The following is a 23,660-nucleotide window of genomic DNA, read 5'->3' as shown; positions in this document are numbered from 1 at the left end:
TGCCTGGGGAGTACGTGCCGGGCGGCAGGTGGCACACACTGATGTGCAGGCCGGTCTCGGTGGCCAGGGCGGCGAGGTTCGCTTTCCATGCCTTGGCCCGGGAACTGTTGGAGCCGCCGCCGTCGGCGGTGATCAACAGGCGGCGTGCGTTCGGGTAGGCGGCGCGGCCCTCCTCCTTCCACCAGCGGCGCAGGGCGGCCACCGCGAACGCGGCGGTGTCATGGTCGGTGCCCACCACTACGTAGCCGGTGTTGCGTCCGACGTCGTAGATGCCGTAGGGGATCGCGGTGCCGGCCGCCTGGGAGGGGAAGTCGTGATCGAGGACCTTCACGGGCCTGCCGGGCGGGGCCCATTCCCGCCCTCCTTGCGCGAGCAGCCCGATCTGTTCCTTCTTCTTCGTGTCCACACTGATCACGGGGTCGCCGGCGTCGAGGAACTGGCGCACCTTGTCGTTGAGGTGGTGGAACTGGGCATCGCGGTCCCGGTGACCGCTGCCGGCCAGGACCTTGGCGTTGCTCCGCAGGCTGAAACCCGCCTCCTTCAACAATGCGGCGATCACGTCCCGACCCGCCGCGCGTCCCTGGGCTGCGAGCTCGGTGGCCAAATGCCGCAGCGACTTCGTGGTCCAGGTCAACGGCCCTATCGGGTCACCTTGCGTGCTGTCCTCGACCAACGCCAGCAGTGCGGCTCGGAGCCCCGGGTCCTTCGCCGCCAGCGCGGGACGCCCCGCACCTCGCCGACGTACCCGGCCATCGGGCCCGGCATCGTCCTCCAACTCGACAAGGCCCCGACTGACGCACCCCGTGGAGACCCCCGCGGCCCTGGCGACAGCCGCGATCCCTCCATGTCCGAGTTGCCGCGCTTCCGCCGCATACAGCAGACGGCACTGCCGCTCGTTGAGATGCGGAGTCACCGCCTCGAACTTCGCCCGCAACGGACTGATCAACTCATCGAAACGGCCCATATCACATCAACGAACCCAACTCCCGGAAGCAACCCGTAAATTCGCGACGCCCCCTACTCCCTATCGCCGGAGGCCGAACATGGCTGCAAGCCATTCTCTACGGGCGCAGGTAGGACGCGGCCCGCGCGTTCATCTCGACGAACATCTCCCCGTTGATCATCACCTCAGCCGCGTCTACCGCTGGGGCGCCGGCCTGATGGGGTTGTTCTTGCTGGCCTTCGGGGTCCTTGGCCTGATCGACCGCATCGGCTTCTTCAGCACCGGAGGCGACACCGTCGCGGGACTGAACACCAACGGCGCCCTCAGCGTGCTGTCCGTCGTCATCGGAGGAGCGCTTCTCGCGGGCGCGTTCGTCGGGGGCAACACCGCGTCGACGGTGAACATGGTGCTCGGGTCGGCCTTCACCCTCAGCGGGTTTGCCAACCTCGCCCTGCTGGAGACGGATTACAACTTCCTGGCCTTCCGCATGCAGAACGTCCTGTTCAGCTTCGTACTCGGCCTACTGCTGATGACCTTCGGCATGTACGGCAGAGTCACTGGCAGCCTCCCGCACGACAACCCGTACTGGCTGGCGCGGCACACCGGACCGGATGACGCCGTCCATAACCGGAAGGCGCTGTCCGGCCCGACCGCCCCGGAGCAGCCGGCACGGTCGGGGAGTCCGCAGAGCGTGCGGCCCGGCCAGTGACCCTCCGCGGCGACTCGCGTCACCTGCCCGGGGAGCCGGGCAGGTGACGTACGCACGGGAGGGCCAACCGCCCGCCCTAGCCCGGCGCGGGCCGGGGCTCCGGAGGGCCCTGCCTCAGGGCGTTACGGCCGGAGCTTCGAGCGCCGCTTTGAGATTGCTCAGGGTTTTGCGGATGTTTCCGCCCTGGAAGTGGGCGAAGGTCTGTCCGCCCGTCGCGATCTTGTCGAAGGTGTTGGCCACGAAGTCGGGCCACGACCGCCGGTCGTCGGTCCAGGTCTCCGTCACCTTGACACCCTCGCCGGCCGGCTCGAACCGGTACTCCCAGGTGGCGATGGGGCCCCGCAGCCGCGGCTGCTTCAGACCGATGGCGTGGACCCGGAACCGGAACAGCTCGCCTTCGTCGGCCGCGGTCACCGTGCAGCGAGTGGTCCATCGGATGGATCCCCGCTTGTTGTGGCCGTCGAAGACCATGCCGACGTGCGCCGGACGCTGTTCACCGATCAGGGTGGCGCCGAGATTCTCCGGGCTCCAGCGGCCCATGAGATTCGGGCTGGAGACATGTTCGTAGACCCTTGAGGGGCCCGCCTGGATGATGATGCTGTCGGAAACAGTGAATGTGCGAGCCATGGAACTCCGATCCTCGGCCCATGACGTCCCCGGCCCACGCGACCCAGCGCCTACCCCTGCCGCCGGCCCCGGACGCTGCTCGACGTGCCGCCGGCCCGCGAGGCGCTGTCTGCTCCCGGGGCCGGGTGACCCACATCGCGTGAGGAACTCACGAGGCGGGTCTGCCCGCCCGCCAGTCCGGCGCGAGCACCGACCAGATCTCCTCGTCGTGCCGCTTCCCGCGGTACAGATAGCTCTCCCGCAGCACGCCGTCCTTCGTCATCCCGAGCCGTCGGGCCACGGCGATGCTGGGCTCGTTCGCCGACGAGACCCACCACTCCACGCGGTGGATGCCCCGCTCCTCGACGGCCCAGTCGATGATCACGCGAGCCGCCCGGGTCACCAGCCCTCTGCCCACCGCGACCGGCTCCAGCCAGCACCCCGCCTCCGCGGCGCCCTGCTCGACGTCCATCTTCCGGAAGAGGACCGCGCCGACCAGCCTGCCGTCCGCCCGGATGCCGTAGAGCCGCCCGGCGTCGGATGCGGCCTTCTCCGCGTACGCCTGGAGGAACGCGCCGCTCGACCCCAGGTCCGTCACGATGTCGGGGAGCGCGTTGTGCTGCCCGATGAACTCGCGGCCCCGATCCACGTGGGCGAGGAACTCCTCGGCCTGCCACGGTTCGAGCGGGCGCAGTTCGGCGCCGTCGTCGCCCAGGGATATCGCGTACAACTTCATCCTCCACGGTCGGGCCCAGCGCGCGTGGCGATCTTCTCACGCGTGTCGGCTACCGCTTTCCGTCCTCATCCTCCCGGGGAAAGCGGGCGAGCGGGGCCTCACTCTGAAAGAACGTCTTGGCGCGGATCGTCGCCCGCTCGTCGTCCCGCACCTGCCCCGGGCGGGAGCCGTTGCCCAACAGCACCCCGCCGAACCGCATCCGCAGATACGCCGCCGAGTGGCTGAGGGTGGTCACCAGCGCGTCGGCGACGACCTCGTCGCGGTCCGACATGACCGTCACTCCCCACAGGGTCCGGCCCGCCATGCGCTCCTTGAAGTCCAGGCCGGGCACCCCGAGCCAGCCCGACCAGTAGTCGAGGTAGCGCTTGGTCTGCGCGGACAGGGTGTACCAGTACAAGGGGGAGGCGATGACGATGTCGGTGGCCTCCAGGGTGGCCTGGCGCAGCGCTTCCTCGTTCTCCCCGACGGGCCAGGTGTCGGTCTCGTGGCGGCCGTCCTGGAAGTCGGGCAACGGCACTTGGCTCAGGTCCACCCAGCGCTGTGGGACTTCGGCGGGCAACTGCTGGGCGGCGGCGCGTGCAAGGGCCTCGGTGTTGCCTTCGGGGCGGGAGCTGCCGAGGACGAAGAGGAAGGAGCGGCCGGTCGCCGCCCCACCATTGTGTTCAACACCCTTGGTGGTCATGCTTCACTCCTGCGGTAAGAAATTGCGCGGGACGGGTTGAAGTGGACGAAACCCCGCATGTGACCGGACCCGGGGACACCCTGACCGGTCACGGAATGCCTGTCCACGGGGTGACGTTAAGGCTTCACATCAGTGGCAAGGTCAAGCTCGGACGGGGTGGGGTCGCATGCTGATCGGAGAGTTGTCCCGGCGTACCGGAGTCAGCGCGCGGTTGTTGCGCTACTACGAGGCTCAGGGACTGCTGGAGGCCAGGCGTGGCACGAACGGCTATCGCGACTACGACGAGGACGCGGTACTCGCCGTACGGCAGGTTCGTGCCCTGCTGCATGCGGGCCTATCGACCGAGGTGATCCGTTCGGTGCTGCCGTGCGCCCGGGGCGAGCAGCCGGAGTTCGACTGGTGCGCGGAGCTGCGGGACGTCCTGGACCGGGAGTTGGCCGTCACGGACGATCACATCGACACCCTCCGGCGCAACCGCAGCGCTCTCGCCGGCTACCTGGCGCAGCCCTGAGCCGCCGGATCCCGAACGGCCCCCGGTCTCATCCGGCGTCCAGCAGGGCCCGCTCCTGCGCGTCCAGCGTGAGTTCCGCGGCGGCCGCCGCGTCGCGGATCGTCGACGGCCGGCTCGAACCCGGAATGGGGATGGAGACGGGCGACCCGGCCAGGTGCCAGGCGAGAGCGATCCGCTGCGGCCCGACCCCGCGGCGTTCGGCGATCGCGTCGAACGCCTTGCCCAGGCTGCCGGTGTTTCCGATGCCGCCGAGCGGGCTCCAGGGCAGGAACGCCAGCCGCAGCTCCTCGCAGAGCCGCCGACGACACCGCTCAGCAGGGCGTACGGGATCCCTGAGCCCGTCTTCTCCGCCAGTACGGCTGCCTGCGTCACGGGCTCCGGCCCGGGCTGTGGAGGCTTGCGTACCGGAACCGGGCGTGTCAGAGGAGCCGGAAGCGCGAGGGAGCCCACGGGCTCGACTCGTCCGGCGGCGGCGAAGCCCCAGTCGAGGAGTGAGCGCGCGTTCTCGTACACCTCGTACCCCCCGCCCAATGCCGTTGCTTGAGCTACTGAAGTATCGCTGGGTGCAGGGTGATGGTTCGGGCCGGTGCTCTGTGGGTGGGGCCGAGCAGCTGGCCTTTGGTGCGGTATGAGTACTTCGAGTCCGGTCGTTTCAGCAGCCGGTCGGCGACGCGTGGGCGCCGGGGGCCGCTGTCGAGTTTGCGTCGTACCTTGGCCGCCAGCATGTTCATGAACGCTCTGGTCTTCCTGGCCGTGGTGGCGGTCCGGGCGGTCACGCTGCGGCGCACGTGTTTGAGGACCTTCAGGAACGAGATGCGGTCCGGGTCGAGGCCCTCCCCGTCGGCCAGTTCCATGATGATCCGGGTCAGGCAGTGGTGGACGACCAGGTGGGCCCACGCCTCCTGGCGCGCCAGGTCCGGGTCGGCGGAGCGCAGGACCTGCTGCGGACCGCGCTGGAACGTCTTGACCTGCCGGTATGAAGATTCTGCTTCCCATCTTTCCCGGTACAGGCCAGCGAGTTCGGCTGCCGGATACTGCTCGGGGTCGAGCAGGTCGGTCAGCAGTCGGATCACCTCGCCGCCGTCGACGCGGTACTCGATCACGCGCACCACGACATGCCCCGGTGCTGCCCGTTTCTGCCCGGCCAGATTCATCCGCGCCAGGTAGGTCCCGTCCGGGAGGTGTTCGATGGGCCGGGCGGCCACGACAGAGCGCGCACGGATCAGCAGGTGGGCCCCCGCGTCGGTATAGGCCCGCCACAGGGCCACCCCGGGGAAACCCCTGTCCATGATCACCAGCATTCCGGCGGCCGACGGGGCGAGCCTGACCGCCAACGCCGGCTCCCCGGTGCAGAACCCGTCCACCGCCGCGTCGATCTGGGCATGGGTGCCGGTCTCGGTCAGTGTCACCACCCGCACCTGGGGAAATCCCGCGTTCTGCCCGCGGGCATCCTTCATGCCGCCGAGCTGTCGCCGGTTCGCCTCGGTCTCCGGGGCGTCCAGCACGAAGCCGTCCACCGCGGCCAGGCGCATTCCCTGGTAGAAGGAGCCCTCCAGATCTGCGGGGGCCAGCGGTCCGGCCAGCTTGCGGAACACGGCCTCCAGGACCTTGGGTCCCAGACGCCGCCGGGCCCGGGCGAACGAGGACTTGTTCGGGATACTCCAGCTCAACTCCGGTACGCCGCCCACCAGATGCTCGGCCACGTCGTCGTAGGAGTCCTGCTGGAACAACGCCGGAGCCAGGGTGAAATAGACCATGAACCCGGCAGGCAACGCGCCGGGCTTCTTGTCCCTCACCCCGCACTCAGCCAGCGTCTCCGCGACGAGCTCCGGGGTCACCCACCGGGTCACCGCCCCCAACCGCACCTGATCGGATAACCCCACCCAGGGATGCATACCGAGTCCAACGACCACACCACCGCAACGTCACGACGAACTACCTGCAGGTCACAAGCAACGGCATTGGGTGGAGACCCGGAGGTGGACCCCCACTCGGGGCAGCCTGCCCCCTCCCCCTGCGTGACCTGCAAGTGAGAAGGTGTCGGGAACCAGATACGTGCACGGTGAAGGGATCTTGGTGAGCGGCGCGGGAAGAAGTGCGGGCAGCACGGCCACCGGCGTCGCAGCCGCTCCCGCGGCCCGGCGCGGCCGGGTCGTCGCCGCGCTCATGCTGGGCATGGCCCTGGCCGCCCTCGACGGCACGATCGTCGCCACCGCCGTACCGCAGATCGTCGGAGACCTCGGCGGATTCGCCGTCTTCTCCTGGCTCTTCGCCGGCTATCTGCTCGCCGTCACCGTCACCCTCCCCGTGTACGGGAAGCTCTCCGACACCTTCGGCCGCAAGCCCGTCCTGATCACCGGCATGGCCCTCTTCCTGCTCGGCTCCGTCCTGTGCGCCTGCGCGTGGAACATGGGCAGTCTGATCGCCTTCCGCATCGTCCAGGGGCTCGGCGGCGGCGCCATCCAGGGCACGGTGCAGACGATCGCCGCCGACCTCTACCCCCTGAAGCAGCGTCCGAAGATCCAGGCGCGGCTGTCGACCGTGTGGGCGGTGTCGGCCGTCGCCGGCCCGGCGGTCGGCGGGCTGCTCGCCGCGTACGCCGACTGGCGCTGGATCTTCCTCATCAACCTGCCGGTCGGCGCGCTCGCCCTCTGGCTCGTCGTCCGCCACCTGCACGAGCCGCACCGTACGCGGGACAGGTCAGCCCCCCGCCCCCGCGTCGACTGGGCCGGGGCGCTGGCCGTCTTCGCCTGCGGCGGTCTGTTGCTCTTCGCCCTCGTCCAGGGCGGCGTCGCCTGGCCCTGGCTCTCCGCGCCCTCGCTCGCCCTGTTCGGCGCGAGCGCGCTCCTCGCGGTGATCACCGTCGTCATCGAACGCCGCGCAGCCGAGCCGATCATCCCCGGCTGGGTGTGGCGCAGGCGCACCATCGCCTCCGTCAACCTCGCCCTGGGCGCGCTCGGCCTGCTCATGGTCGCGCCGACGGTGTTCCTCCCGACCTACGCCCAGGCCGTCCTCGGGCTCGGCCCGATCGCCGCCGGATTCGTCATGTCGGTCATGACGCTGAGCTGGCCGCTGTCGGCGGCGCTGAGCCAGCACGCGTACAACCGCATCGGCTTCCGGCTGACCGCGATCATCGGCATCGGCTGCGCGATGCTGATCCTGCTCGCCTTCCCGCTGCTGCCGTTCCCCGGGGCGCCCTGGCAGCCCGCCCTGATCATGCTGGCGCTCGGTGCGGCGCTCGGGCTGTTCCAACTACCGCTGATCGTCGGCGTCCAGTCGACCGTCGGCTACGCGGAGCGCGGCACGACGACGGCCTCCGTGCTCTTCTGCCGCCAGGTCGGCCAGAGCGTGGGCGCCGCGCTGTTCGGCGCGATCGCCAACGCGACCCTCGCGGCCCGGCTGGCCGACGCCCCCGAGGGGATACGGGACGGGCTCCCCAGCGACCTCGATTCCGTCTCGCACGCCCTGGGCGACCCCGGTTCGCTGACCGCCGAGGCCGCCGACTACCTGCGCCGGGCCGTGGACACCGCCGTCGACCACGTCTACGTGGGCGCGGCCGTCACGGCCGGCCTCGCCCTGCTGGTACTCGTCTTCCTCGCGCCCCGCCGCTTCCCCGTCATCACGGAACTCACGGAGGACGCCCCGCCCGTAACCGTCGAGGACACCCCCGACCGGACCGCGCCACGCCCCGCGCAGAAGCTGCCCATCACCTGCGAGGGCCCTGGCGACGAACACGTCTTCCGCCCCGTCTCCGACGAACCCACTGCGGCCCCCGCCGCCGCGAAGCCGCCTGGGACGCCCTCCCGCCGCGTCCAGCACAGCCCCATACAGCGCAGCCCCCATGGCGCGACCGCATCCGCTCAACCGGCGTGACCGCGTAGGCCCAGGTCTTGCGCCGCTTCGGCCGCCGCCCGACGGGCTGTTCAGCCCTCGGCAGGGGTGCGGCCGGTCAGAGTGGCGAGGCTGGTGCGGATGTGGTTCATGTGGGCCTGCATCTCCTCGCGCGCGTCGTCGTGCTCCCGCAGCAGCCGCTCCGTCTCCCGTACGACACGGCCCTCATGCACCCGCGCACGGGACAGCAGCTCGGCGGCCCCCGCCTCTGCCTCCTCCTGAAGTCCGCGGTCCGCCGCCTCCGTCTCGGCCAGTCCCCGCCTGGCGTCCGCGAGCAGCCCCTCGGCGTACGCCGCCAGCTCGGCGTTGCGGGCGTCCAGCTCCGCCTCGCGCTGCGCGATGTCCCGCTCGGCGCTCTCCCGGCGCTGGGCGTGCTCCTTCTCCTGGTCGGCGAGCGACTGCGCCGTACGCCGCCGCATGTCCTGCAGCGCCGCGACCGCGTCGCCCCGCCGCTCCTTCACGTCCTGGCGCGCCGCGATCCGCTCCTCGTCGGCGGTCCGCTGGGCGCCGAGGAGGACCCGCTGGGCGTCGGCCTCGACGTCCGCCCGAAGCGACCGGTCGTACTCGGCGGCCGCGTCCCGGGTCCCGGCGGCCTCAGCTGCGGCGGCGGCGCACAGCGCCCCGGCGGTGGCGTTCGCCGCGGCGGCCAGTTCGGCGGCCTCCTCCTCGACGACGGCGAGCAGGTGCTGGGCCCGAGGGCCGAGCGTGTCGTACGTCTGGGGCGAGAGCCCGGCCACCCGCTCGCGCAGCCGGGCCGCCTCGCCCTCCATCTCCTTGGCGAGGACGGTGAGTCGCGCGGCGCGCTCCCACGCGGCGTCACGGTCCTGGAAGAGCACGGCGGCGTACCGCTCCACCTGCCCGGGGCGATAGCCACGGCCCCGCACGACGACGAAGCCATGAGGTGACGGTGAAACCGATGCACTCATCCTTGAGCCCCTCTCCGAACGACAGACACACAACACCTACGCGATCCTGCGCAATCTTGACGGATCAGGGTCAAGTGCCCATAACGCGACACTCCACCCGACCGCTTCGGTCAAGGATGCGTCAATTGCCGCCAGAAGTCGGAATCATGTGGGGTGCGTACGGCGGAGGCGCCCGACCCGGCCAACGGGTCGAGCGCCTCCGACGCGGCCTCGGGTCAGAGCAGGCCGTCCCACATCTGCTCCAGCAGCACCGACCACCAGCTCTCCGGCGACGCGAGCGCCGCCGGGTCCAGCGACGCCAGCTGCGCCTGGAAGTCCACCGTCCAGCGGCCCGCCTGCTCGGGGGTGAGCCCGAAACGCAGCCGCCACATGCGGCCGAGCAGGGCCAGTGAGCGGGTGAACTCCGGCAGCCCCGTGTTCACGAACTGCGGCGGCGACGGCTGTCCGCCAGGAGCCGCCTCGACGGGCACGGCCACGATGTTCGCCGTGCCGTACTGCACACAGATCGCCCGGCCGAAGTCACTGCCCATCACGAGGTACGAGCCGGCGTCCGAAGCCGGCTGCACCCCGCGCTGCGCCGCGAGTTCCGCGAGCGTCGGCACCGGCTGCCCCGGCACCGCCTGCGCCCAGAAGAACGGCCCGAAGTCGACCGGCAGCCCCGCCCACACGAGCGTGTGGGCCACGATGTCCGGTACGCCCTGCCGCGAGACCGCCACCTGATCGAAGCGGAAGATGCCCTGAGGGCCGAACGCCCCCATCAGCTCGTGCGCCACGCCCTCGGGCGGAATCAGCGGTGCCTGCATCAACTGGCCGGGGCCGGGCAGCGGCGCCCGCACCGGCGCGGGCCGCGCCGGGCCGTCCGCGACCTGGTGCAACTCGCCCTGGTGGGTGAGCAGATGCTGCATGCCCTGCTGGCGGCCGGCGTGATCCTTGCCGTACGGCGCGACGCTCGTGATGCGCACCTGCGGCCACATCTCGCGGATCATGCGGGCGCAGTAGCCGCCAGGCAGGTCACAGGACTCCAGCTCCGTGTGGAGTTCGAGCACCTGCTGCGGCGGCACGTTCATGGCGCGCAGCTCGTGCAGGATCTGCCACTCCGGGTGCGGGGTGCCGGGCGCCGAGCGGCGAATGAGCTGCTGCTCGCTGCCGTCGTGGGCGCGGTAACGCAGCACGGCCTGATAGCCGGGGCCCACCGCCGGCAGACCGTTCGGCTGGGACTGGGACTGGGGCTGGGGCTGGGGCTGGGGCTGGGGCTGGGGCTGGGGCTGGGGCTGGGGCTGGGGCCGGTGGGGGGCGTGCGGCTGCGATTGGGGCTGCGCCATAGCGGCGGGCGGCATCGCGGGGGCGCCGGGCGGACCCGGCGGACCAGGCGGCTGCGGAGCCCCCGGCATGCCTCCGCCCTGGCTCGGGTCGGCGAACATCGTCGCCGCGTGATGCATGCCCCCACCGGGCGGGCCGGGAGGAGCCGGAGGCCCGGGCGGACTGGCCTGCCCCGGCTGCCCCGCCGGGCCCGGCTGTCCCGCAAGCCCAGGTGCGCCGGGCGGACCCGGAGGACCAGGCGGCTGCGGAGCCCCCGGCATGCCTCCGCCCTGGCTCGGGTCGGCGAACATCGTCGCCGCGTGATGCATGCCCCCACCGGGCGGGCCGGGAGGAGCCGGAGGCCCGGGCGAGGCGGGCGGGCCGGGCGGCTGCGCGCCGTCCGGGCCGAGGGACGACACGAGCTGCGTCGGTACGTACCCACCGGCCGGGGCACCGGGCGGCGGCATCGCGCCCGGCCGCGTACCCGGCGTACCGGGTACGCCGGGCGGAGGCGGTGGAGCCGAAGCGCCACCCCGCGCCCCGCGCGGCGGCAGGGCTGCCTTGCTCGTCGAGGCCTCCGCGATGTCCGCCGCGCCGGGCGGGGGCGTGTCCATCGCCGGGGCCACGGCCGTCGACGGCAGCCGGCTGCCGCCCGACATCAACGCCGTCCTGGCCTCGGGCTCCACGCCGGACTGCGGGGCATCGTCCTCGTCCGACCCGGACAGCGGCGGCGCGAACACGGTGGCCGGCAGCGGTACGGACGCGTCGTCGTCGGAACCGCTGGCCGGAGTGGTGTCGGTCCCGGCCCAGGGGGTGGCCCCGACCGGCGACTCGGGTACGCCGTCGGACGCGGTGGGCTCGTAGTCCCCCCGGTCCGCGTCCGTGCCCAGCCACGGGGTGCCACCCGTCCCGCGCTCGGCCTGCGAAGCGTTCTCGCTGCCACCGGCCGGCGGCCAGTCGCTCCCCATTGAGGACGGACCAGCGCCCGCCGAAGCGGAAGCCGTCCCGGAGGGGGAAACCGTCCCGTCCGACGCGCTCACACCGGCCGCGCCACCCGCCGAAGGCGAGCCCGGTGACCGGTGGTCCGGGATGCCCAGTCGATCCGCCGCGTTCTGCAGCCACTCCGGCGGCGTCAGCAGAAACGACGTCTGCTCCAGATCCGTACGCGCCCGAGCCGGGCCGGCGCCCGCCCCCGGGGACGGCTCCGGCGCCCCGTACTCCTCCTCGTACCGGCGGATCACCTCACCGACCGGCAGCCCCGGCCACAGCGTGGCCTCGCCGCTGTCGCGCGCGATGACAAGGCGCTGGCGCCCGCCGCCGCCCGAGGCCGCAGGGCCGCCCGCCGCGGCCTCCGCCCACGCCACGAAGCCGAGTCCGAACTCCCGCACCCGCACCTCACGGTGCGAAGGCGCGGGCACGTCCCCGTTCACCCACTCTTCCGCGCGCTCCTGCGCCTGCGCGAAGGTCACCATCGGACCGTCACCCCTCCACCGGGACGGCGTGCGCGAAGCCGCCGTCCACCATCAGGTTCGCCACGGTCTCCAGCTCCGGCGGATTGCCCGCCAGCCGCTGCAAGAACGCGTCGAAGTCGTCGCCGCACGGCAGCAGCAGCCGCTCCACGCGCTCGTGCACCGACAAGCCGTCCCGGTCGCGCGCGTCGTCGTACGCCACGAACCACACCGATCCGGCCCGATCGCCCCGCACCTTCACCGCCAGCAGGCCGCCCTGGACGAAAGCGACGCCCAAGTAGTCCTTCGTCAGGTGATCGCGCAGGCACTTGTTGACGTACACCAGGTCGTTGACCGCGGCCTCGTCCCGCACCGTGAAGAACGGCTGGTCGATGATCAGCCCCAGCTCGGCGTCGAGCGCCGCGCCCACCGGCGCGCAGCCGCCCGCCGCCTTGAGGAAGGAGCGGTACGGACCCGGGAGCCGGAAGCCCAGGTCCTCCTCGGCACCCAGCACCTGCTGCTCGGTCACCGACACGGAACCCTTCGGCAGCCCGAAGTGGGCCGGCCGGGTCTCCTGCAACGGGCGCGTGCCCCGCTTGTCGTGATCGACGGCGGCAGTCGCGAGCCCACCGTGATGCCGGAGCAACGCCTTGACCTCGACCGGAACCAGTTCCATGCGCCGGCTCCCAGGCACGTGGTGCCAGGTCCAGCCGTGCGGAGTCGCGACCGCGGGAATCGTGCCCCACAGCTCATGGCCGTCGGCGGCCAGCGCCGCGTTGGCGGACACGTAGTCAGTCAGCCGCAGCTCGTCGACGCCGAAGCCCTCCGGGGGCTCGGCGATCTCTGCGGCGGCACGCGCGTACGGCGCGAAAACCGGGAAGCCGTCCTCGTCCACACGCACACCCTGGGGGTGGCGGGAGGCCCGGACCGGGTCCGGGAAGTGCACGACCTGCCCGGCATAGGCCGCATTCGGTGGCGCGGCTTGCTGCCCGAGCCGACCTGTCGTCATGGCGGTTGCCCCCTGCTGCGTCCGGCTGGTTCCGGCACAGCCTATGCGGTGCCGCAGCAGCCAGTCCCGCCCCTGGCCTGTCGTGACGAACCGTCACTCCGCGCTCACCGCCCGACGACGCGCGGACACGATTCACCGCCCCAGCTTCCCCAGCAGTGGACACATTTGGCAGTCTGTCCCAGCAACGCGGGGGCGTGCACACCAGCGGTCACCGCCGCGGGCACGGAGGGAAGCACCACCATGCATACAACAGCACAGACAGACCGGACCGCTCAGCGAGCGACCACGACGAGAGCGGCGGCAGCCACGACCACCACGAGCGGAGACCCGCGCCTCAGCTGGAGCAGCACCGAGCCCCACCGGCCGCCCGAGCTCCACCACCGCCGCGACGGCATCCTGCCCACCGTCGCCGCCGCCCTCTCCGCGCGCGGCACCGCCACTCTCACCTGCACCGCCGGCCGAGGCGACCAGCCACCCCCACTGCACCCACTCGTCCAGGACTTCCTCGACACCCTCAGCACCGGCCAACGCGAACGCTTCACCGGCCGCTGCCCCGAAGCGATCCTGCTGTCCCGCCACATCACCGCCGTCGAAGGCGCACGCTCCAAACGCGCCTCCCGCAAACCGCTCACCCCCGGCGACGCCCGCCGCTCCCTCAAGCACGCCAAACTCACCGCCCGCCGCATCCGCGAGGACGGCGACCCGCTGCACGGCAGTTACGCCCCGCCCTGCCGCTCCTGTACGCCGATGCTCGCCCACTTCGGCGTACGCCCCGTAGACCCCACCGCGACCGCCGACGAGAAGGGCTGACCACCCGCCGATGCCGCCGATGCAAGGCCCCCATCCCAGCGCCCACAGCAACACCGCCAACACCGGCACCACCCGCTTCCCGGTGGCCGTGGACGTCGCCCTGCGCACCGCCGGCTGGCAGCCCGGGCGCTGGGACATAAGGCAGGCGGAACACTGGGCCGACACCCTGCGCGCCCACACCTCACCGGCCGGCCACCAGCACAGCGTCTTCCCGTCCGCCGTCGAGGCCTGGGCCGAATTCGGCGGCCTGCGCATCGCGGGACAGGGCCCCGGTCGCCAGATCTCCCCGACACCCGTGCGTTTCGACCCGCTCGACGGGCTGCACCATGCCCGCACGCTCGCCGACCTCGGCCGCGCGCTCGGCACCGAGGTCTGCCCCCTCGGCACGGAACTCGGCGCCGACACGGACGACGACGGCCACGCGCTGCTCGCGATCGACACCGAGGGCCGGGTCTACAGCATCGACCACACCGGCGACTGGTACCTCGGCCCCGACATCGACCACGCCCTCGCCACCCTGATCACCGGCACCCAGCCGACCCGCCTGCCACCGGCACAACCCGGCCCGGCGCCCGCCTAGGCAGCCGTCGCGGACAGCCGCGCCTGACCGACGGGACAGCCGCGCCCAACCGTCCCTGACCGTCGGGGACAGCCGCGCCTAGCCCGCGTGCCGGCGCGGCCGCGCCGGCAGTACCGCCGACACCCGGAACCCGCCCGCGTCCGTCCGCCCCGACACGAACGCGCCCCCCAGCACCGTCACCCGCTCCCGCATCCCCACCAGCCCGTTGCCCCCGCTCGGCAGCCCCGCGTCCGCCGCGGCCCCGTCCGAAGGACCGTTCTCCACCTGCATCGCGACCTCCGAGCCGCGATGCGCCAGCCGCACCCACGTCTTCGCGCCCGCCGCGTGCTTGTGCACGTTCGTCAGCGCCTCCTGCACCACGCGATACGCCGTCTGCTCGACCAGCGCCCCGCACTCCACCAGGTCACCCTCCACCGAGAACTCCACCACCATCCCCGCCTGCCGCGACTGCCCCACCAGCACCTCCAGGTCCGCCAGGCACGGCCCGCCCTCGGCCCCCGCCTCTGCCGCCGCGGCGGCAGCCGCCGCCGCACCCACAGCGGCCAGCGGAACCGACTGCGCCACCGGCGCCGTACGCTCCCCCAACTCCCCCGAACGCAGCACCCCCAGCATCTGCCGCAGCTCCGTCAACGCCTGGCGCCCCATGTCCCCCACCAGCGCCGCGTTCTTCACCGCCTTCGCCGGATCCTTCAGGGCCACCGCCTGCAGCGCCGCCGCATGCACCACCATCAGGCTCACCCGGTGCGCCACCACGTCGTGCATCTCACGCGCGATGCGCGTCCGCTCCTCCGTACGCGCCCACTCGGCCCGCTCCTCCGCCCGGTCCGCGAGCAGCGACAACTCCCGCTCCAGCGAATCCGCGCGCTCGCGCAGGCTCTCCATCAAGCGCCGGCGCGCCCCTATGTAGAGCCCGGACAGCACCGGCGGCCCGGTCAGCCCCAGCGACAGCACCAGCGACACAACCGGCACGTACCAGGGCCCCGGGTTGAAATCGCCGTCCGCCGCGTTCGCCACGTCCTGCTGCGTGCGCACGTACGTGACGATCAGCGTCCCGGTCAGCGACATCCCCGCCAGCACCGTGATGATCCGCCGCGGCACCTCGGACGCGGCCAGCGTGTAGAGGGACACGAGGCCCATCAGGAACGCCATCTCGGCCGGCGTCGCCGCGATCGACACCAGCACCACCGCGATCGGCCACCGCCGCCGCAGCACCAGCACGGACCCCACGACGAGCCCGAACACCACCCCCAGCGGCACCGGCAGCCCGGTCCTGTCCGCGAACCCCACACCCTCCAAGGCACACTCGAGCGCCGAAGCCAGCGCCAGTCCGACATCCAGGACGACGCTGCGTCGTCTCTCCCACCACCAGTGACCGCGGGTGGTCATGCCCGCGGCGTCCTGATCTGCCCCCGTTACGGTCATGCCATCCACCCTACGGGCGCCCGCCACCCAATATCCGGATACCCGGTGACCATGAAACCGGCCGGTAGCCCGTCGCACGGAGGGCCGGTGGTGCGGCATAGTGTTTGCAGCCAGGGCGACCAACCTGACTCAATGTCTGGTTCAGCCCCTACATTCCCCCGTGGTGTAATTGGCAGCACTGAGGCTTTTGGTGCCTTAAGTCCGGGTTCAAGTCCTGGCGGGGGAGCTTCCGGGTCCGGGTCCCGACCGCACAGGTCAGGACCCGCGCGCGTTTCGGTCATGAGGCCCCCCGGTATCCTGCGGGTGTCCACCACCCGAGCTGAAGGGCATCACCGTGAGCGCCTCCCGCCCTGCCGCCGTCGTCGTCCTCGCAGCGGGTGAGGGCACCCGCATGAAGTCGGCCACCCCGAAGGTTCTGCACGAGATCAGTGGGCGCTCGCTCGTCGGCCATGTCGTCGCCGCCTCCCGGGAGCTGGACCCCGAGCACCTGGTCGTGGTGGTCGGGCACGCCCGTGAGCAGGTCGCGGCGCACCTCGCCGAGACCGACGCCGAGGCGCGTACCGCCGTACAGGAGCAGCAGAAGGGCACCGGGCACGCGGTGCGCATGGGGCTGGAGCGGCTTGAGGGTGGCATTGAGGGGACCGTGATCGTCGTGTGCGGCGACACTCCGCTGCTGACCGGCGAGACGCTGGCCCGGCTCGCGGACACCCATGCCGGTGACGGCAACGCGTGCACCGTGCTGACCGCAGAGGTGCCGGACTCGACGGGGTACGGGCGGATCGTGCGGGACGAGGCGAGTGGCGCGGTCACCGCGATCGTCGAGCACAAGGACGCCAGTGAGGCGCAGCGGGCGATCCGGGAGATCAACTCTGGGGTGTTCGCCTTCGACGGGCAGCTGCTCGCGGACGCGCTGGGCAAGGTGCGCACGGACAACAGTCAGGGCGAGGAGTACCTGACGGACGTCCTGGGGATTCTGCGTGAGGCCGGTCACCGGGTGGGAGCGGCGGTGGCCGTGGACCACCGGGAGATCCTGGGGATCAACAACCGGGTGCAGCTGGCCGAGGCGCGCCGGCTGCTCAACGCGCGGCTGCTGGAGCGGGCGATGCTCGGTGGCGTGACGGTGGTCGACCCGGCGTCGACGTTCGTCGATGTGACGGTGACGTTCGGTCAGGACGCGGTGGTGCACCCGGGTACGCAGCTGCTCGGTGCGACGCACCTGGGCGAGGGCTGCGAGGTGGGCCCCAACTGCCGCCTGACGGACACCGTGGTGGGCCCCGGCGCCCGGGTGGACAACACGGTGGCGGAGCGCGCGGAGGTCGGCGCGGGGGCGACGGTCGGCCCGTACACGTATCTGCGGCCCGGTACGAGGCTCGGGGCGAAGGCCAAGGCCGGGGCGTACGTGGAGATGAAGAACGCCGTGGTGGGTGAGGGTACGAAGGTGCCGCACCTGTCGTATGTCGGGGACGCGACGATCGGTGAGTACACGAACATCGGCGCGGCGAGCGTCTTCGTGAACTACGACGGCGAGGCGAAGCACCACACGACGATCGGCTCCCACTGCCGCACCGGTTCGGACAACATGTTTGTGGCGCCTGTCACGGTCGGGGACGGTGCTTACACGGCGGCGGGGTCGGTCATCACCAAGGATGTGCCGGCGGGGTCGCTGGCCGTCGCCCGTGGGCAGCAAAGGAATATCGAAGGCTGGGTGGCGCGGAAGCGTCCGGGGAGTGCCGCCGCGCAGGCGGCACAGTCGGCGGCCGCGGTGGCCGACGGCGAGGACTGACCGGAAACCGGTGCGCTGTTCTCGGCGTACCGTGATAGGTGCACACAATTTCGGCTGGCTCGCTTGCGTTTCGACGCTGTGCGGGCGCAGCAGCAATGAATCACGTCCGAGGAGACAGTGCTGTGACCGGGATCAAGACGACCGGCGAGAAGAAGCTGATGCTCTTCTCCGGCCGCGCCCACCCCGAGCTGGCCGAGGAGGTCGCGCACCAGTTGGGTGTCGGCCTCGTGCCGACGAAGGCTTTCGACTTCGCCAATGGTGAGATCTATGTCCGCTACCAGGAGTCGGCGCGTGGCGCCGACTGCTTTTTGATCCAGAGCCACACGGCTCCGATCAATAAGTGGATCATGGAACAGTTGATCATGCTGGATGCTCTGAAGCGGGCTTCCGCGCGGAGCATCACCGTGGTCGTCCCGTCCTACGGGTACGCCCGTCAGGACAAGAAGCACCGTGGCCGGGAGCCGATTTCGGCCCGTCTGATCGCGGACCTGATGAAGACGGCGGGTGCGGACCGTATCGTCACGGTCGACCTGCACACCGACCAGATCCAGGGCTTCTTCGACGGCCCGGTCGACCATCTGTTCGCGCTGCCGGTCCTCGCGGACTACGTGGGTGCGAAGGTCAATCGCTCGAAGCTGACAATCGTCTCGCCGGACGCCGGCCGGGTGCGGGTCGCGGACCGCTGGTGCGACCGGCTGGACGCGCCGCTGGCGATCGTGCACAAGCGCCGCGACAAGCACGTCGCCAACCAGGTCACCGTCCACGAGGTCGTGGGTGACGTGAAGGGTCGTATCTGCGTCCTGGTCGACGACATGATCGACACCGGTGGCACGATCTGCGCCGCCGCGGACGCGCTGTTCGAGAACGGCGCGGAGGACGTCATAGTGACGGCGACGCACGGCATTCTGTCGGGCCCTGCCGCCGACCGCCTGAAGAACTCCAAGGTGAGCGAGTTCGTCTTCACGGACACGCTGCCGACGCCGGGCGAGCTGGAGCTCGACAAGATCACGGTGCTGTCGATCGCGCCGACGATCGCGCGGGCGCTGCGTGAGGTCTTCGAGGACGGGTCGGTCACGAGCCTCTTCGAGGAGCAGTCGTAGTACGCGCCGTCTAGCTGTACGCACCGTCTAGATGTAGCACCGCCTAGATCGATTTCTGGTACGGCCTTCCCGCCGGGTAGACTCCCCGAGTTGCTCGGCGAGGGAGGCCGTACTCATGCAGTACGGCGCATCCGTTATCGACGCGCTCTTCGTAGCAGGCCGTTTCGTGGCCGGGTGACCCATCCGTTTTTCGTCACCTGCGAGGAGTGCCGCCATGGCTGAGATCAAGATCGCCGCTGAAGTCCGTACCGAGTTCGGCAAGGGCGCTGCCCGTCAGACCCGTCGTGCCAACAAGGTCCCCGGCGTCATCTACGGCCACGGCGCCGAGCCCGTCCACGTCTCCCTGCCGGGCCACGCGCTCATGATGGCGCTCAAGACCAGCAACGCCCTGCTGAGCCTCGACGTCGACGGCAAGTCCGAGCTCGTCATCCCCAAGGCGATCCAGCGTGACGCCATCCGCCGCACCATCACCCACGTCGACCTGCTCGCGGTCAAGCGCGGCGAGAAGGTCACGGTCGAGGTCGCGGTGCACACCGAGGGCGAGCTGGCCCCGGGTGGCAACCTGCTGGAGAACGTGCTGAACACGCTGTCGGTCGAGACCGAGGCCACGCACATCCCCGAGTCGGTCACCGTCTCCATCGCGGGCCTTGAGGCCGGCGCCTCGATCCACGCCAAGGACATCACGCTGCCCGAGGGCACGACCCTGGTCACCGACCCGGACGCGATCGTCATCCAGGTCCTGACCCCGCAGGCCGAGGAGGCCCCGGCCGAGGGTGAAGAGGCCGAGGGCGCCGAGGCCTGAGCCTCGCTGCTTTGACCCGTCCAGCCGCCGTTCCGCGCCTCGCAGCGCGGGGCGGCGGCTGGCGTATGCGTATGGCGTACGGCGTATGAAGGAGAGAGCAGTTGACTGAAGCAGCCGAGCCGTCCGACCCGGCCGCTCCCTGGCTGATCGTGGGCCTGGGCAATCCGGGTCCCGGCTATGCGGCCAACCGGCACAACGTCGGCTTCATGGTGGCCGATCTCCTCGCGGAGCGCATGCGGGCGAAGTTCAAGGCGCACAAGGCCAGGGCCCAGGTCGTGGAGGGTCGCCTGGGTCCGCCGGGACCGGCCAACCGGCGTGTGGTGCTGGCCAAGCCGCAGTCGTACATGAACCTGTCCGGCGGGCCGGTCACGGCGCTGCGGGACTTCTACAAGGTGCCGGCGGCGAACATCGTGGCGGTCCATGACGAGCTGGACATCGACTACGGCACGTTCCGGGTGAAGCTGGGCGGCGGCGACAACGGCCACAACGGCCTGAAGTCGATGACGAAGTCGATGGGCCCCGACTACCACCGGGTGCGGTTCGGGATCGGCCGGCCGCCGGGTCGTATGCAGGTGGCCGACTTCGTGCTGAAGGATTTCTCGTCCACCGAGCGCAAGGAGCTGGACTACTTCGTGGACCGGGCGGCGGACGCGGTGGAGTGTCTGGTCACCGAGGGCCTGGAACGGGCGCAGAGCAACTACAACTCCTGAGCGGCTCCGGTCTTGAGCGGCTCCGGTCTTGAGCAGCTCCGGTCTTGAGCAGCTCCGGTCTTGAGCAGCTCCGGTCTTGAAAGAAGTGCCGACAATTCATGGCCAGAAGTTGACTGAGCGCGGTCGCATGGCCAAGGATCGCGCTCCATGGCCTCGAAGCGGACTCAAACGCTCCTGTACGTCCGGCGTGCGGCGATGGCCGGCACAGCCCTGCTGCTGCTCATCGCCGGTGTCCGCGTGTCCTGGGAGGCCGCCCAGCACGTCATGCTGACCAAGGGGCGCGCGCACGGCACGCTGGCGGTTGCCTCCTGCGACGCCGAGACGTGCACCGGGCCGTACACCCCCGGGGGCGGTACGCCCGCGCCCGCCCGCGTGACCATCGACAGGTCGGTCGCGGCGCAGAAGGGGTCGACGTTCCCGGTCGTGCTGAAGCCGGGCACCGCCGAGGCGGTACACGCCGGAGCCCCCGGCATCCTCCACGCCTGGGCCCCCCTGGGCGGCGCGCTGCTGCTGGCGGCGCTGGTGATCGCGGGCGGGCTGCGGATGACGCGGCTGGCGTGGGGGGCGGCGCTGGCGGGCGGGGCGCTGCTGGGGGCGGCGTTCCTGACGCTTTAGCGGGGGTGCGGGTGCGCTGGGCGGGTGCGGATGCGGGGTGCGCGGTTCCGCTGCGCGGGGCTTTCCCCGACCCGCCCCTTCCCGAACCGGGGCTTCGCCCCAGACCCCGGACGCCCTTCGGGCGTGTCCTCAAACGCCGGACAGGCTGAACCCGTCCGGCGTTCGGAGGCCGGTGCCCGTCAGCCCGTGTTCCGCAGGCCCGCCGCCACGCCGTTGACCGTGAGCAGCAGTGCCCGCGCCAGCAGCGGATCCGCCTCCTCGCCGCGCTCCGCCGCCGCCCGCTGGCGGGCCAGCAGGGAGACCTGGAGGTAGGAGATCGGGTCCAGGTAGGCGTCGCGGATCGCGAAGGTCTGCTGGAGCACCGGGTTGGACCCCAGCAGCTGCTCACCGCCGGTGATCCGCAGCACCTCCGCCACCGTCAGCTCGTGCTCCGCGCGGATCATCTCGAAGACGTGCTTCAGCTCGTCGGGGACGAGCGTGTCGACGTAGTGCCCGGCGATCCGCAGGTCCGTCTTCGCGAGCGTCATCTCGACGTTGGACAGGAAGTTGCGGAAGAAGTGCCAGCGCTCGTGCATCTCGTTCAGGACGCTGTCCGGACCCGCCTCGCGCAGCGCCTTCAGGCCGGACCCGACGCCGTACCAGCCCGGCACGATCTGCCGGGACTGCGTCCAGCCGAAGACCCACGGGATGGCGCGCAGGCCGTCCAGGCCCGCCCCGCTGTCGGGGCGGCGCGAGGGCCGCGAGCCGAGGTGCAGGTCGGCGAGCTGGTCCACGGGGGTCGCGGCGAAGAAGTACGCCGGCAGGTCCGGGTCCTCCACCAGCCGGCGGTACGCCGTGTGGGCGGCCTCGGACACGGTGTCCATCGCCGCGTCCCAGCCGGCCAGCGCCTCGTCGGACTGGCGGGGCGCGGTGTGCAGGGCGGACGCCTGCAGGGTCGCGGCGACCGTCAGCTCCAGGTTCTCCCTGGCCAGGGACGGCACGAGGTACTTGTCGGAGATGACCTCGCCCTGTTCTGTCACCTTGATCTCGCCTTCGAGCGTCCCCCACGGCTGGGCGAGGATCGCGTCGTGCGAGGGGCCGCCGCCGCGGCCGACGGTGCCGCCGCGGCCGTGGAAGAGCCGCAGGCGTACGCCGTAGCGGTGTGCGACGTCGCGCAGGCGGCGCTGCGCCCGGTGGATCTCCCACTGGCTGGTGGTGATGCCGCCGAACTTCGACGAGTCGGAGTAGCCGAGCATGACTTCCTGCACGTCGCCGCGGAGCGAGACCAGGCGCCGGTACGACGGATCGGCCAGCATCTCGTCGAGGATGACGTCGGCGGCGCGCAGCTCGTCGGTGGTCTCCAGCAGCGGCACGATGCCGATCTTCGCCCAGCCGGCGTGCAGGTCGACAAGCCCCGCCTCGCGGGCCAGTACGGCCGCGGCGAACACGTCGTCGGCGCCCTGGCACATGGAGATGATGTACGACTCGATGACCTCGGGCCCGAACCGCTCCAGCGCCTCGCGCACGGTCGTGAACACGCCGAGAGTCTTCTGCCCGGCGGCGTCCAACGGGGCCGGGGTGGGGGCGAGCGGCCGGCGTGAGCGCAGCTCCTTGGCGAGGAGCTTCTGCCGGTAGTCCCTCGGCATGTCGGCGTAGCGCCAGGACTCCTCGCCGAGCCGGTCGAAGAGCTGCCCCAGCGCGTGGTGGTGCGCGTCGGCGTGCTCGCGTACGTCCATGGTGGCGAGCTGGAGTCCGAACGCCGCCAGCGTGCGGATCGTACGGTCCATGCGGCCGTCGGCGAAGAGGCCGCCGCGGTGCTCGCGCAGGGAGGTCTGGATGATCGCGAGGTCGGCGATGAGCTGGCCGGTGCCGAGGTAGTCGCAGCCGGGACGGTGCGCGGTGCCTCGGGCGAGGCGCTCGCGGGTGTTGACGAGCTTCTGCCGGATGCAGGTGGCCTTGAGGCGGTACGGCTCCTCCGCGTTCAGCCGCTTGTAGCGCGGGCTGATGTCGGGGAGACGTTCCAGGTCGGCCTGGAGGGAGGTCAGCAGCTCTTCGGTGGCGCCGGTGTACCGGATGGAGTTCGAGAGCTGCCCGCGCAGCTGGTCGACGAGTTCCAGCGCGTCGGTGATGCCGTGCTCGTGCTGCAGGATCAGGACGTCCCAGGTGACGGCGGGCGTCACGTTCGGGTTGCCGTCGCGGTCGCCGCCGATCCAGGTGCCGAAGGTCAGGGGGCGGGTGCCGGGCGGGAGCTCGATGCCCACCCGCGCCAGTTCGGCCGCCAGGTCCTCCAGGACGTCGCCGACCGCGCCCGCGTGCAGTTCGTCGAGGTAGTAGATGGCGTTGCGGGCCTCGTCGGTGGGCTCCGGGCGTACGACGCGCAGCTCGTCCGTCTGCCAGATGAGGTCGATGGACTCGGCCAGACGGAGGTCGTGGCGGCGCCGGTCGGAGGCGATGACCGGGGTCTCCAGCAGTTCCGCGACGCGGCGGAGCTTGTTCAGTACGGACCGGCGCGCGGCCTCGGTCGGGTGGGCCGTGAAAACGGGCCTGACGTTGAGGTTCTTGACAGTGTCGCGCAGGTGGTCGGGGTCGGCGTCCTTCAGCCGGTCGGCCGTACGGGCCAGGAGCCCGCCCTCTTCCGCGCGCCTGGCGCGCATTTCGCGGCCGCGATGCACCTGCTCGGTGACGTTGGCAAGATGGAAGTACGTGGAGAAGGCGCGCACCAGCCGGGCGGCGGTCTCCAGGTCGGTGTCGCCGAGCAGTTCGGCGGCGGCCTCGCCGTCGGAGCGGGTCAGAGCACGCACTCGCTCGACAAGTTCGAGGAGTTCGGGCCCTTCCTGCCGTACGAGCGTCTCGCCCAGCAGGTCGCCGAGGCGGCGGATGTCGGCACGTAGCTCCGTGCTGGCGTTGGAGTTCTGGTCGGCACTGCTCACAGGTGCGGCTCCTTGCAGTGTTTGAGCACGTCTGGAGGTTTGTGGACCACGCTGTCCGACGACACCAGGATAGGCGGCGCGGTCGAACCCTCTCCCCGCGGCCTCTTGCCGCCGGGCGAAGCGCTGACATACTTACGATGCCGTAGGTTACGCAACCGTAGCCAAGGCT

At 71.3% G+C, this 23,660-nt stretch carries 19 protein-coding genes, 1 tRNA gene and 2 pseudogenes; 11 read left to right on the top strand and 11 right to left on the bottom strand.

The window, feature by feature from the left end:
- Window positions 1-13: 13 nt before the first annotated feature.
- Window positions 14-964, bottom strand: a pseudogene (locus ACU6WZ_RS17275) (ISAzo13 family transposase); the annotation flags it as partial.
- Between the two features lie 79 nt (window positions 965-1,043).
- Between ACU6WZ_RS17275 and ACU6WZ_RS17270 the strand changes: the two are divergent.
- Window positions 1,044-1,652 carry a DUF4383 domain-containing protein gene (locus ACU6WZ_RS17270; protein WP_447028941.1) on the top strand — a complete coding sequence of 203 codons (609 nt, stop codon included), beginning with the start codon at window positions 1,044-1,046 and terminating at the stop codon, window positions 1,650-1,652.
- A 114-nt stretch (window positions 1,653-1,766) separates the two neighbouring features.
- Here ACU6WZ_RS17270 and ACU6WZ_RS17265 read toward each other — a convergent pair whose 3' ends face one another.
- From ACU6WZ_RS17265 to ACU6WZ_RS17255, 3 genes are all read right to left on the bottom strand, one after another.
- Window positions 1,767-2,279, bottom strand: coding sequence for an SRPBCC family protein (locus tag ACU6WZ_RS17265; protein WP_283519823.1), 513 nt, complete (start codon window positions 2,277-2,279; stop codon window positions 1,767-1,769).
- Window positions 2,280-2,427: 148 nt separating this feature from the next.
- Window positions 2,428-2,988, bottom strand: coding sequence for a GNAT family N-acetyltransferase (locus ACU6WZ_RS17260; RefSeq protein WP_447028940.1), 561 nt, complete (start codon window positions 2,986-2,988; stop codon window positions 2,428-2,430).
- A gap of 55 nt (window positions 2,989-3,043) precedes the next feature.
- The gene (locus tag ACU6WZ_RS17255) at window positions 3,044-3,676 is read right to left on the bottom strand and encodes a flavodoxin family protein (protein WP_447028939.1); all 633 of its coding nucleotides are present in this window, start codon (window positions 3,674-3,676) and stop codon (window positions 3,044-3,046) included.
- Window positions 3,677-3,842: 166 nt separating this feature from the next.
- On the opposite strand from ACU6WZ_RS17255, the gene ACU6WZ_RS17250 reads away from it, so the two are divergent.
- Window positions 3,843-4,187, top strand: coding sequence for a MerR family transcriptional regulator (locus tag ACU6WZ_RS17250; RefSeq protein WP_447028938.1), 345 nt, complete (start codon window positions 3,843-3,845; stop codon window positions 4,185-4,187).
- Window positions 4,188-4,215: 28 nt separating this feature from the next.
- Here ACU6WZ_RS17250 and ACU6WZ_RS17245 read toward each other — a convergent pair.
- Window positions 4,216-4,485: pseudogene (locus ACU6WZ_RS17245) on the bottom strand (aldo/keto reductase); the annotation flags it as partial.
- 247 nt (window positions 4,486-4,732) lie between these two features.
- A complete protein-coding gene (locus ACU6WZ_RS17240; protein ID WP_447028937.1) occupies window positions 4,733-6,082 on the bottom strand; it encodes an IS4 family transposase in 1,350 nt (449 codons plus the stop codon).
- A 181-nt stretch (window positions 6,083-6,263) separates the two neighbouring features.
- Here ACU6WZ_RS17240 and ACU6WZ_RS17235 point away from each other — a divergent pair, with 181 nt between their 5' ends.
- Window positions 6,264-8,060 carry an MDR family MFS transporter gene (locus tag ACU6WZ_RS17235; RefSeq protein WP_514132730.1) on the top strand — a complete coding sequence of 599 codons (1,797 nt, stop codon included), beginning with the start codon at window positions 6,264-6,266 and terminating at the stop codon, window positions 8,058-8,060.
- Window positions 8,061-8,110: 50 nt separating this feature from the next.
- Here the strand turns inward: ACU6WZ_RS17235 and ACU6WZ_RS17230 are convergent, their stop codons facing one another.
- The 3 genes from ACU6WZ_RS17230 to ACU6WZ_RS17220 form a co-directional block, all read right to left on the bottom strand.
- Window positions 8,111-9,004 (bottom strand): cellulose-binding protein, encoded by an 894-nt coding sequence (locus ACU6WZ_RS17230; protein WP_447028936.1) that lies wholly within the window; start codon window positions 9,002-9,004, stop codon window positions 8,111-8,113.
- Window positions 9,005-9,219: 215 nt separating this feature from the next.
- Window positions 9,220-11,775: an SUKH-4 family immunity protein gene (locus ACU6WZ_RS17225; RefSeq protein WP_447028935.1), complete on the bottom strand. Its 2,556-nt coding sequence runs from the start codon at window positions 11,773-11,775 to the stop codon at window positions 9,220-9,222.
- Between the two features lie 7 nt (window positions 11,776-11,782).
- Window positions 11,783-12,760 (bottom strand): SMI1/KNR4 family protein, encoded by a 978-nt coding sequence (locus tag ACU6WZ_RS17220; RefSeq protein WP_447028934.1) that lies wholly within the window; start codon window positions 12,758-12,760, stop codon window positions 11,783-11,785.
- Window positions 12,761-13,000: 240 nt separating this feature from the next.
- Here ACU6WZ_RS17220 and ACU6WZ_RS17215 point away from each other — a divergent pair, with 240 nt between their 5' ends.
- Window positions 13,001-13,570, top strand: a complete 570-nt coding sequence (locus tag ACU6WZ_RS17215; protein ID WP_447028933.1) for a YwqJ-related putative deaminase — start codon at window positions 13,001-13,003, stop codon at window positions 13,568-13,570.
- Window positions 13,571-13,580: 10 nt separating this feature from the next.
- The gene (locus ACU6WZ_RS17210; RefSeq protein WP_447028932.1) at window positions 13,581-14,150 is read left to right on the top strand and encodes an SUKH-3 domain-containing protein; all 570 of its coding nucleotides are present in this window, start codon (window positions 13,581-13,583) and stop codon (window positions 14,148-14,150) included.
- Between the two features lie 78 nt (window positions 14,151-14,228).
- Here the strand turns inward: ACU6WZ_RS17210 and ACU6WZ_RS17205 are convergent, their stop codons facing one another.
- A complete protein-coding gene (locus ACU6WZ_RS17205; RefSeq protein WP_447028931.1) occupies window positions 14,229-15,572 on the bottom strand; it encodes a sensor histidine kinase in 1,344 nt (447 codons plus the stop codon).
- A gap of 154 nt (window positions 15,573-15,726) precedes the next feature.
- Between ACU6WZ_RS17205 and ACU6WZ_RS17200 the strand changes: the two genes are divergently transcribed.
- From ACU6WZ_RS17200 to ACU6WZ_RS17175, 6 genes are all read left to right on the top strand, one after another.
- Window positions 15,727-15,798 (top strand) — tRNA-Gln (locus ACU6WZ_RS17200).
- Between the two features lie 108 nt (window positions 15,799-15,906).
- Window positions 15,907-17,355: a bifunctional UDP-N-acetylglucosamine diphosphorylase/glucosamine-1-phosphate N-acetyltransferase GlmU gene (glmU, locus tag ACU6WZ_RS17195; protein ID WP_447028930.1), complete on the top strand. Its 1,449-nt coding sequence runs from the start codon at window positions 15,907-15,909 to the stop codon at window positions 17,353-17,355.
- 122 nt (window positions 17,356-17,477) lie between these two features.
- Window positions 17,478-18,455, top strand: coding sequence for a ribose-phosphate diphosphokinase (locus ACU6WZ_RS17190; RefSeq protein ID WP_447028929.1), 978 nt, complete (start codon window positions 17,478-17,480; stop codon window positions 18,453-18,455).
- 214 nt (window positions 18,456-18,669) lie between these two features.
- Window positions 18,670-19,257, top strand: a complete 588-nt coding sequence (locus ACU6WZ_RS17185; RefSeq protein WP_447028928.1) for a 50S ribosomal protein L25/general stress protein Ctc — start codon at window positions 18,670-18,672, stop codon at window positions 19,255-19,257.
- Window positions 19,258-19,358: 101 nt separating this feature from the next.
- Window positions 19,359-19,967, top strand: a complete 609-nt coding sequence (gene pth, locus ACU6WZ_RS17180; protein ID WP_447028927.1) for an aminoacyl-tRNA hydrolase — start codon at window positions 19,359-19,361, stop codon at window positions 19,965-19,967.
- A 147-nt stretch (window positions 19,968-20,114) separates the two neighbouring features.
- Window positions 20,115-20,582: a hypothetical protein gene (locus ACU6WZ_RS17175; protein WP_447028926.1), complete on the top strand. Its 468-nt coding sequence runs from the start codon at window positions 20,115-20,117 to the stop codon at window positions 20,580-20,582.
- Between the two features lie 179 nt (window positions 20,583-20,761).
- Here ACU6WZ_RS17175 and ppc read toward each other — a convergent pair whose 3' ends face one another.
- The gene (gene ppc, locus ACU6WZ_RS17170; protein WP_447028925.1) at window positions 20,762-23,491 is read right to left on the bottom strand and encodes a phosphoenolpyruvate carboxylase; all 2,730 of its coding nucleotides are present in this window, start codon (window positions 23,489-23,491) and stop codon (window positions 20,762-20,764) included.
- Window positions 23,492-23,660: the final 169 nt, after the last annotated feature.

The organism is Streptomyces hypolithicus (assembly GCF_052934925.1).
This window is presented reverse-complemented; position numbering and strand designations above follow the sequence as displayed.

Excerpts from the sequence above, each read along its gene's own strand:
- ACU6WZ_RS17220 (WP_447028934.1), bottom strand. The coding sequence starts at position 12,760 with ATGACGACAGGTCGGCTCGGGCAGCAAGCCGCGCCACCGAATGCGGCC.
- ACU6WZ_RS17250 (WP_447028938.1), top strand. The coding sequence starts at position 3,843 with ATGCTGATCGGAGAGTTGTCCCGGCGTACCGGAGTCAGCGCGCGGTTG.
- ACU6WZ_RS17185 (WP_447028928.1), top strand. The coding sequence starts at position 18,670 with ATGGCTGAGATCAAGATCGCCGCTGAAGTCCGTACCGAGTTCGGCAAG.
- ACU6WZ_RS17215 (WP_447028933.1), top strand. The coding sequence starts at position 13,001 with ATGCATACAACAGCACAGACAGACCGGACCGCTCAGCGAGCGACCACG.
- ACU6WZ_RS17225 (WP_447028935.1), bottom strand. The coding sequence starts at position 11,775 with ATGGTGACCTTCGCGCAGGCGCAGGAGCGCGCGGAAGAGTGGGTGAAC.
- ACU6WZ_RS17230 (WP_447028936.1), bottom strand. The coding sequence starts at position 9,004 with ATGAGTGCATCGGTTTCACCGTCACCTCATGGCTTCGTCGTCGTGCGG.
- ACU6WZ_RS17210 (WP_447028932.1), top strand. The coding sequence starts at position 13,581 with ATGCCGCCGATGCAAGGCCCCCATCCCAGCGCCCACAGCAACACCGCC.
- ACU6WZ_RS17255 (WP_447028939.1), bottom strand. The coding sequence starts at position 3,676 with ATGACCACCAAGGGTGTTGAACACAATGGTGGGGCGGCGACCGGCCGC.
- ACU6WZ_RS17270 (WP_447028941.1), top strand. The coding sequence starts at position 1,044 with ATGGCTGCAAGCCATTCTCTACGGGCGCAGGTAGGACGCGGCCCGCGC.
- ACU6WZ_RS17175 (WP_447028926.1), top strand. The coding sequence starts at position 20,115 with ATGGCCTCGAAGCGGACTCAAACGCTCCTGTACGTCCGGCGTGCGGCG.
- ACU6WZ_RS17265 (WP_283519823.1), bottom strand. The coding sequence starts at position 2,279 with ATGGCTCGCACATTCACTGTTTCCGACAGCATCATCATCCAGGCGGGC.
- ACU6WZ_RS17240 (WP_447028937.1), bottom strand. The coding sequence starts at position 6,082 with ATGCATCCCTGGGTGGGGTTATCCGATCAGGTGCGGTTGGGGGCGGTG.
- ACU6WZ_RS17205 (WP_447028931.1), bottom strand. The coding sequence starts at position 15,572 with ATGACCGTAACGGGGGCAGATCAGGACGCCGCGGGCATGACCACCCGC.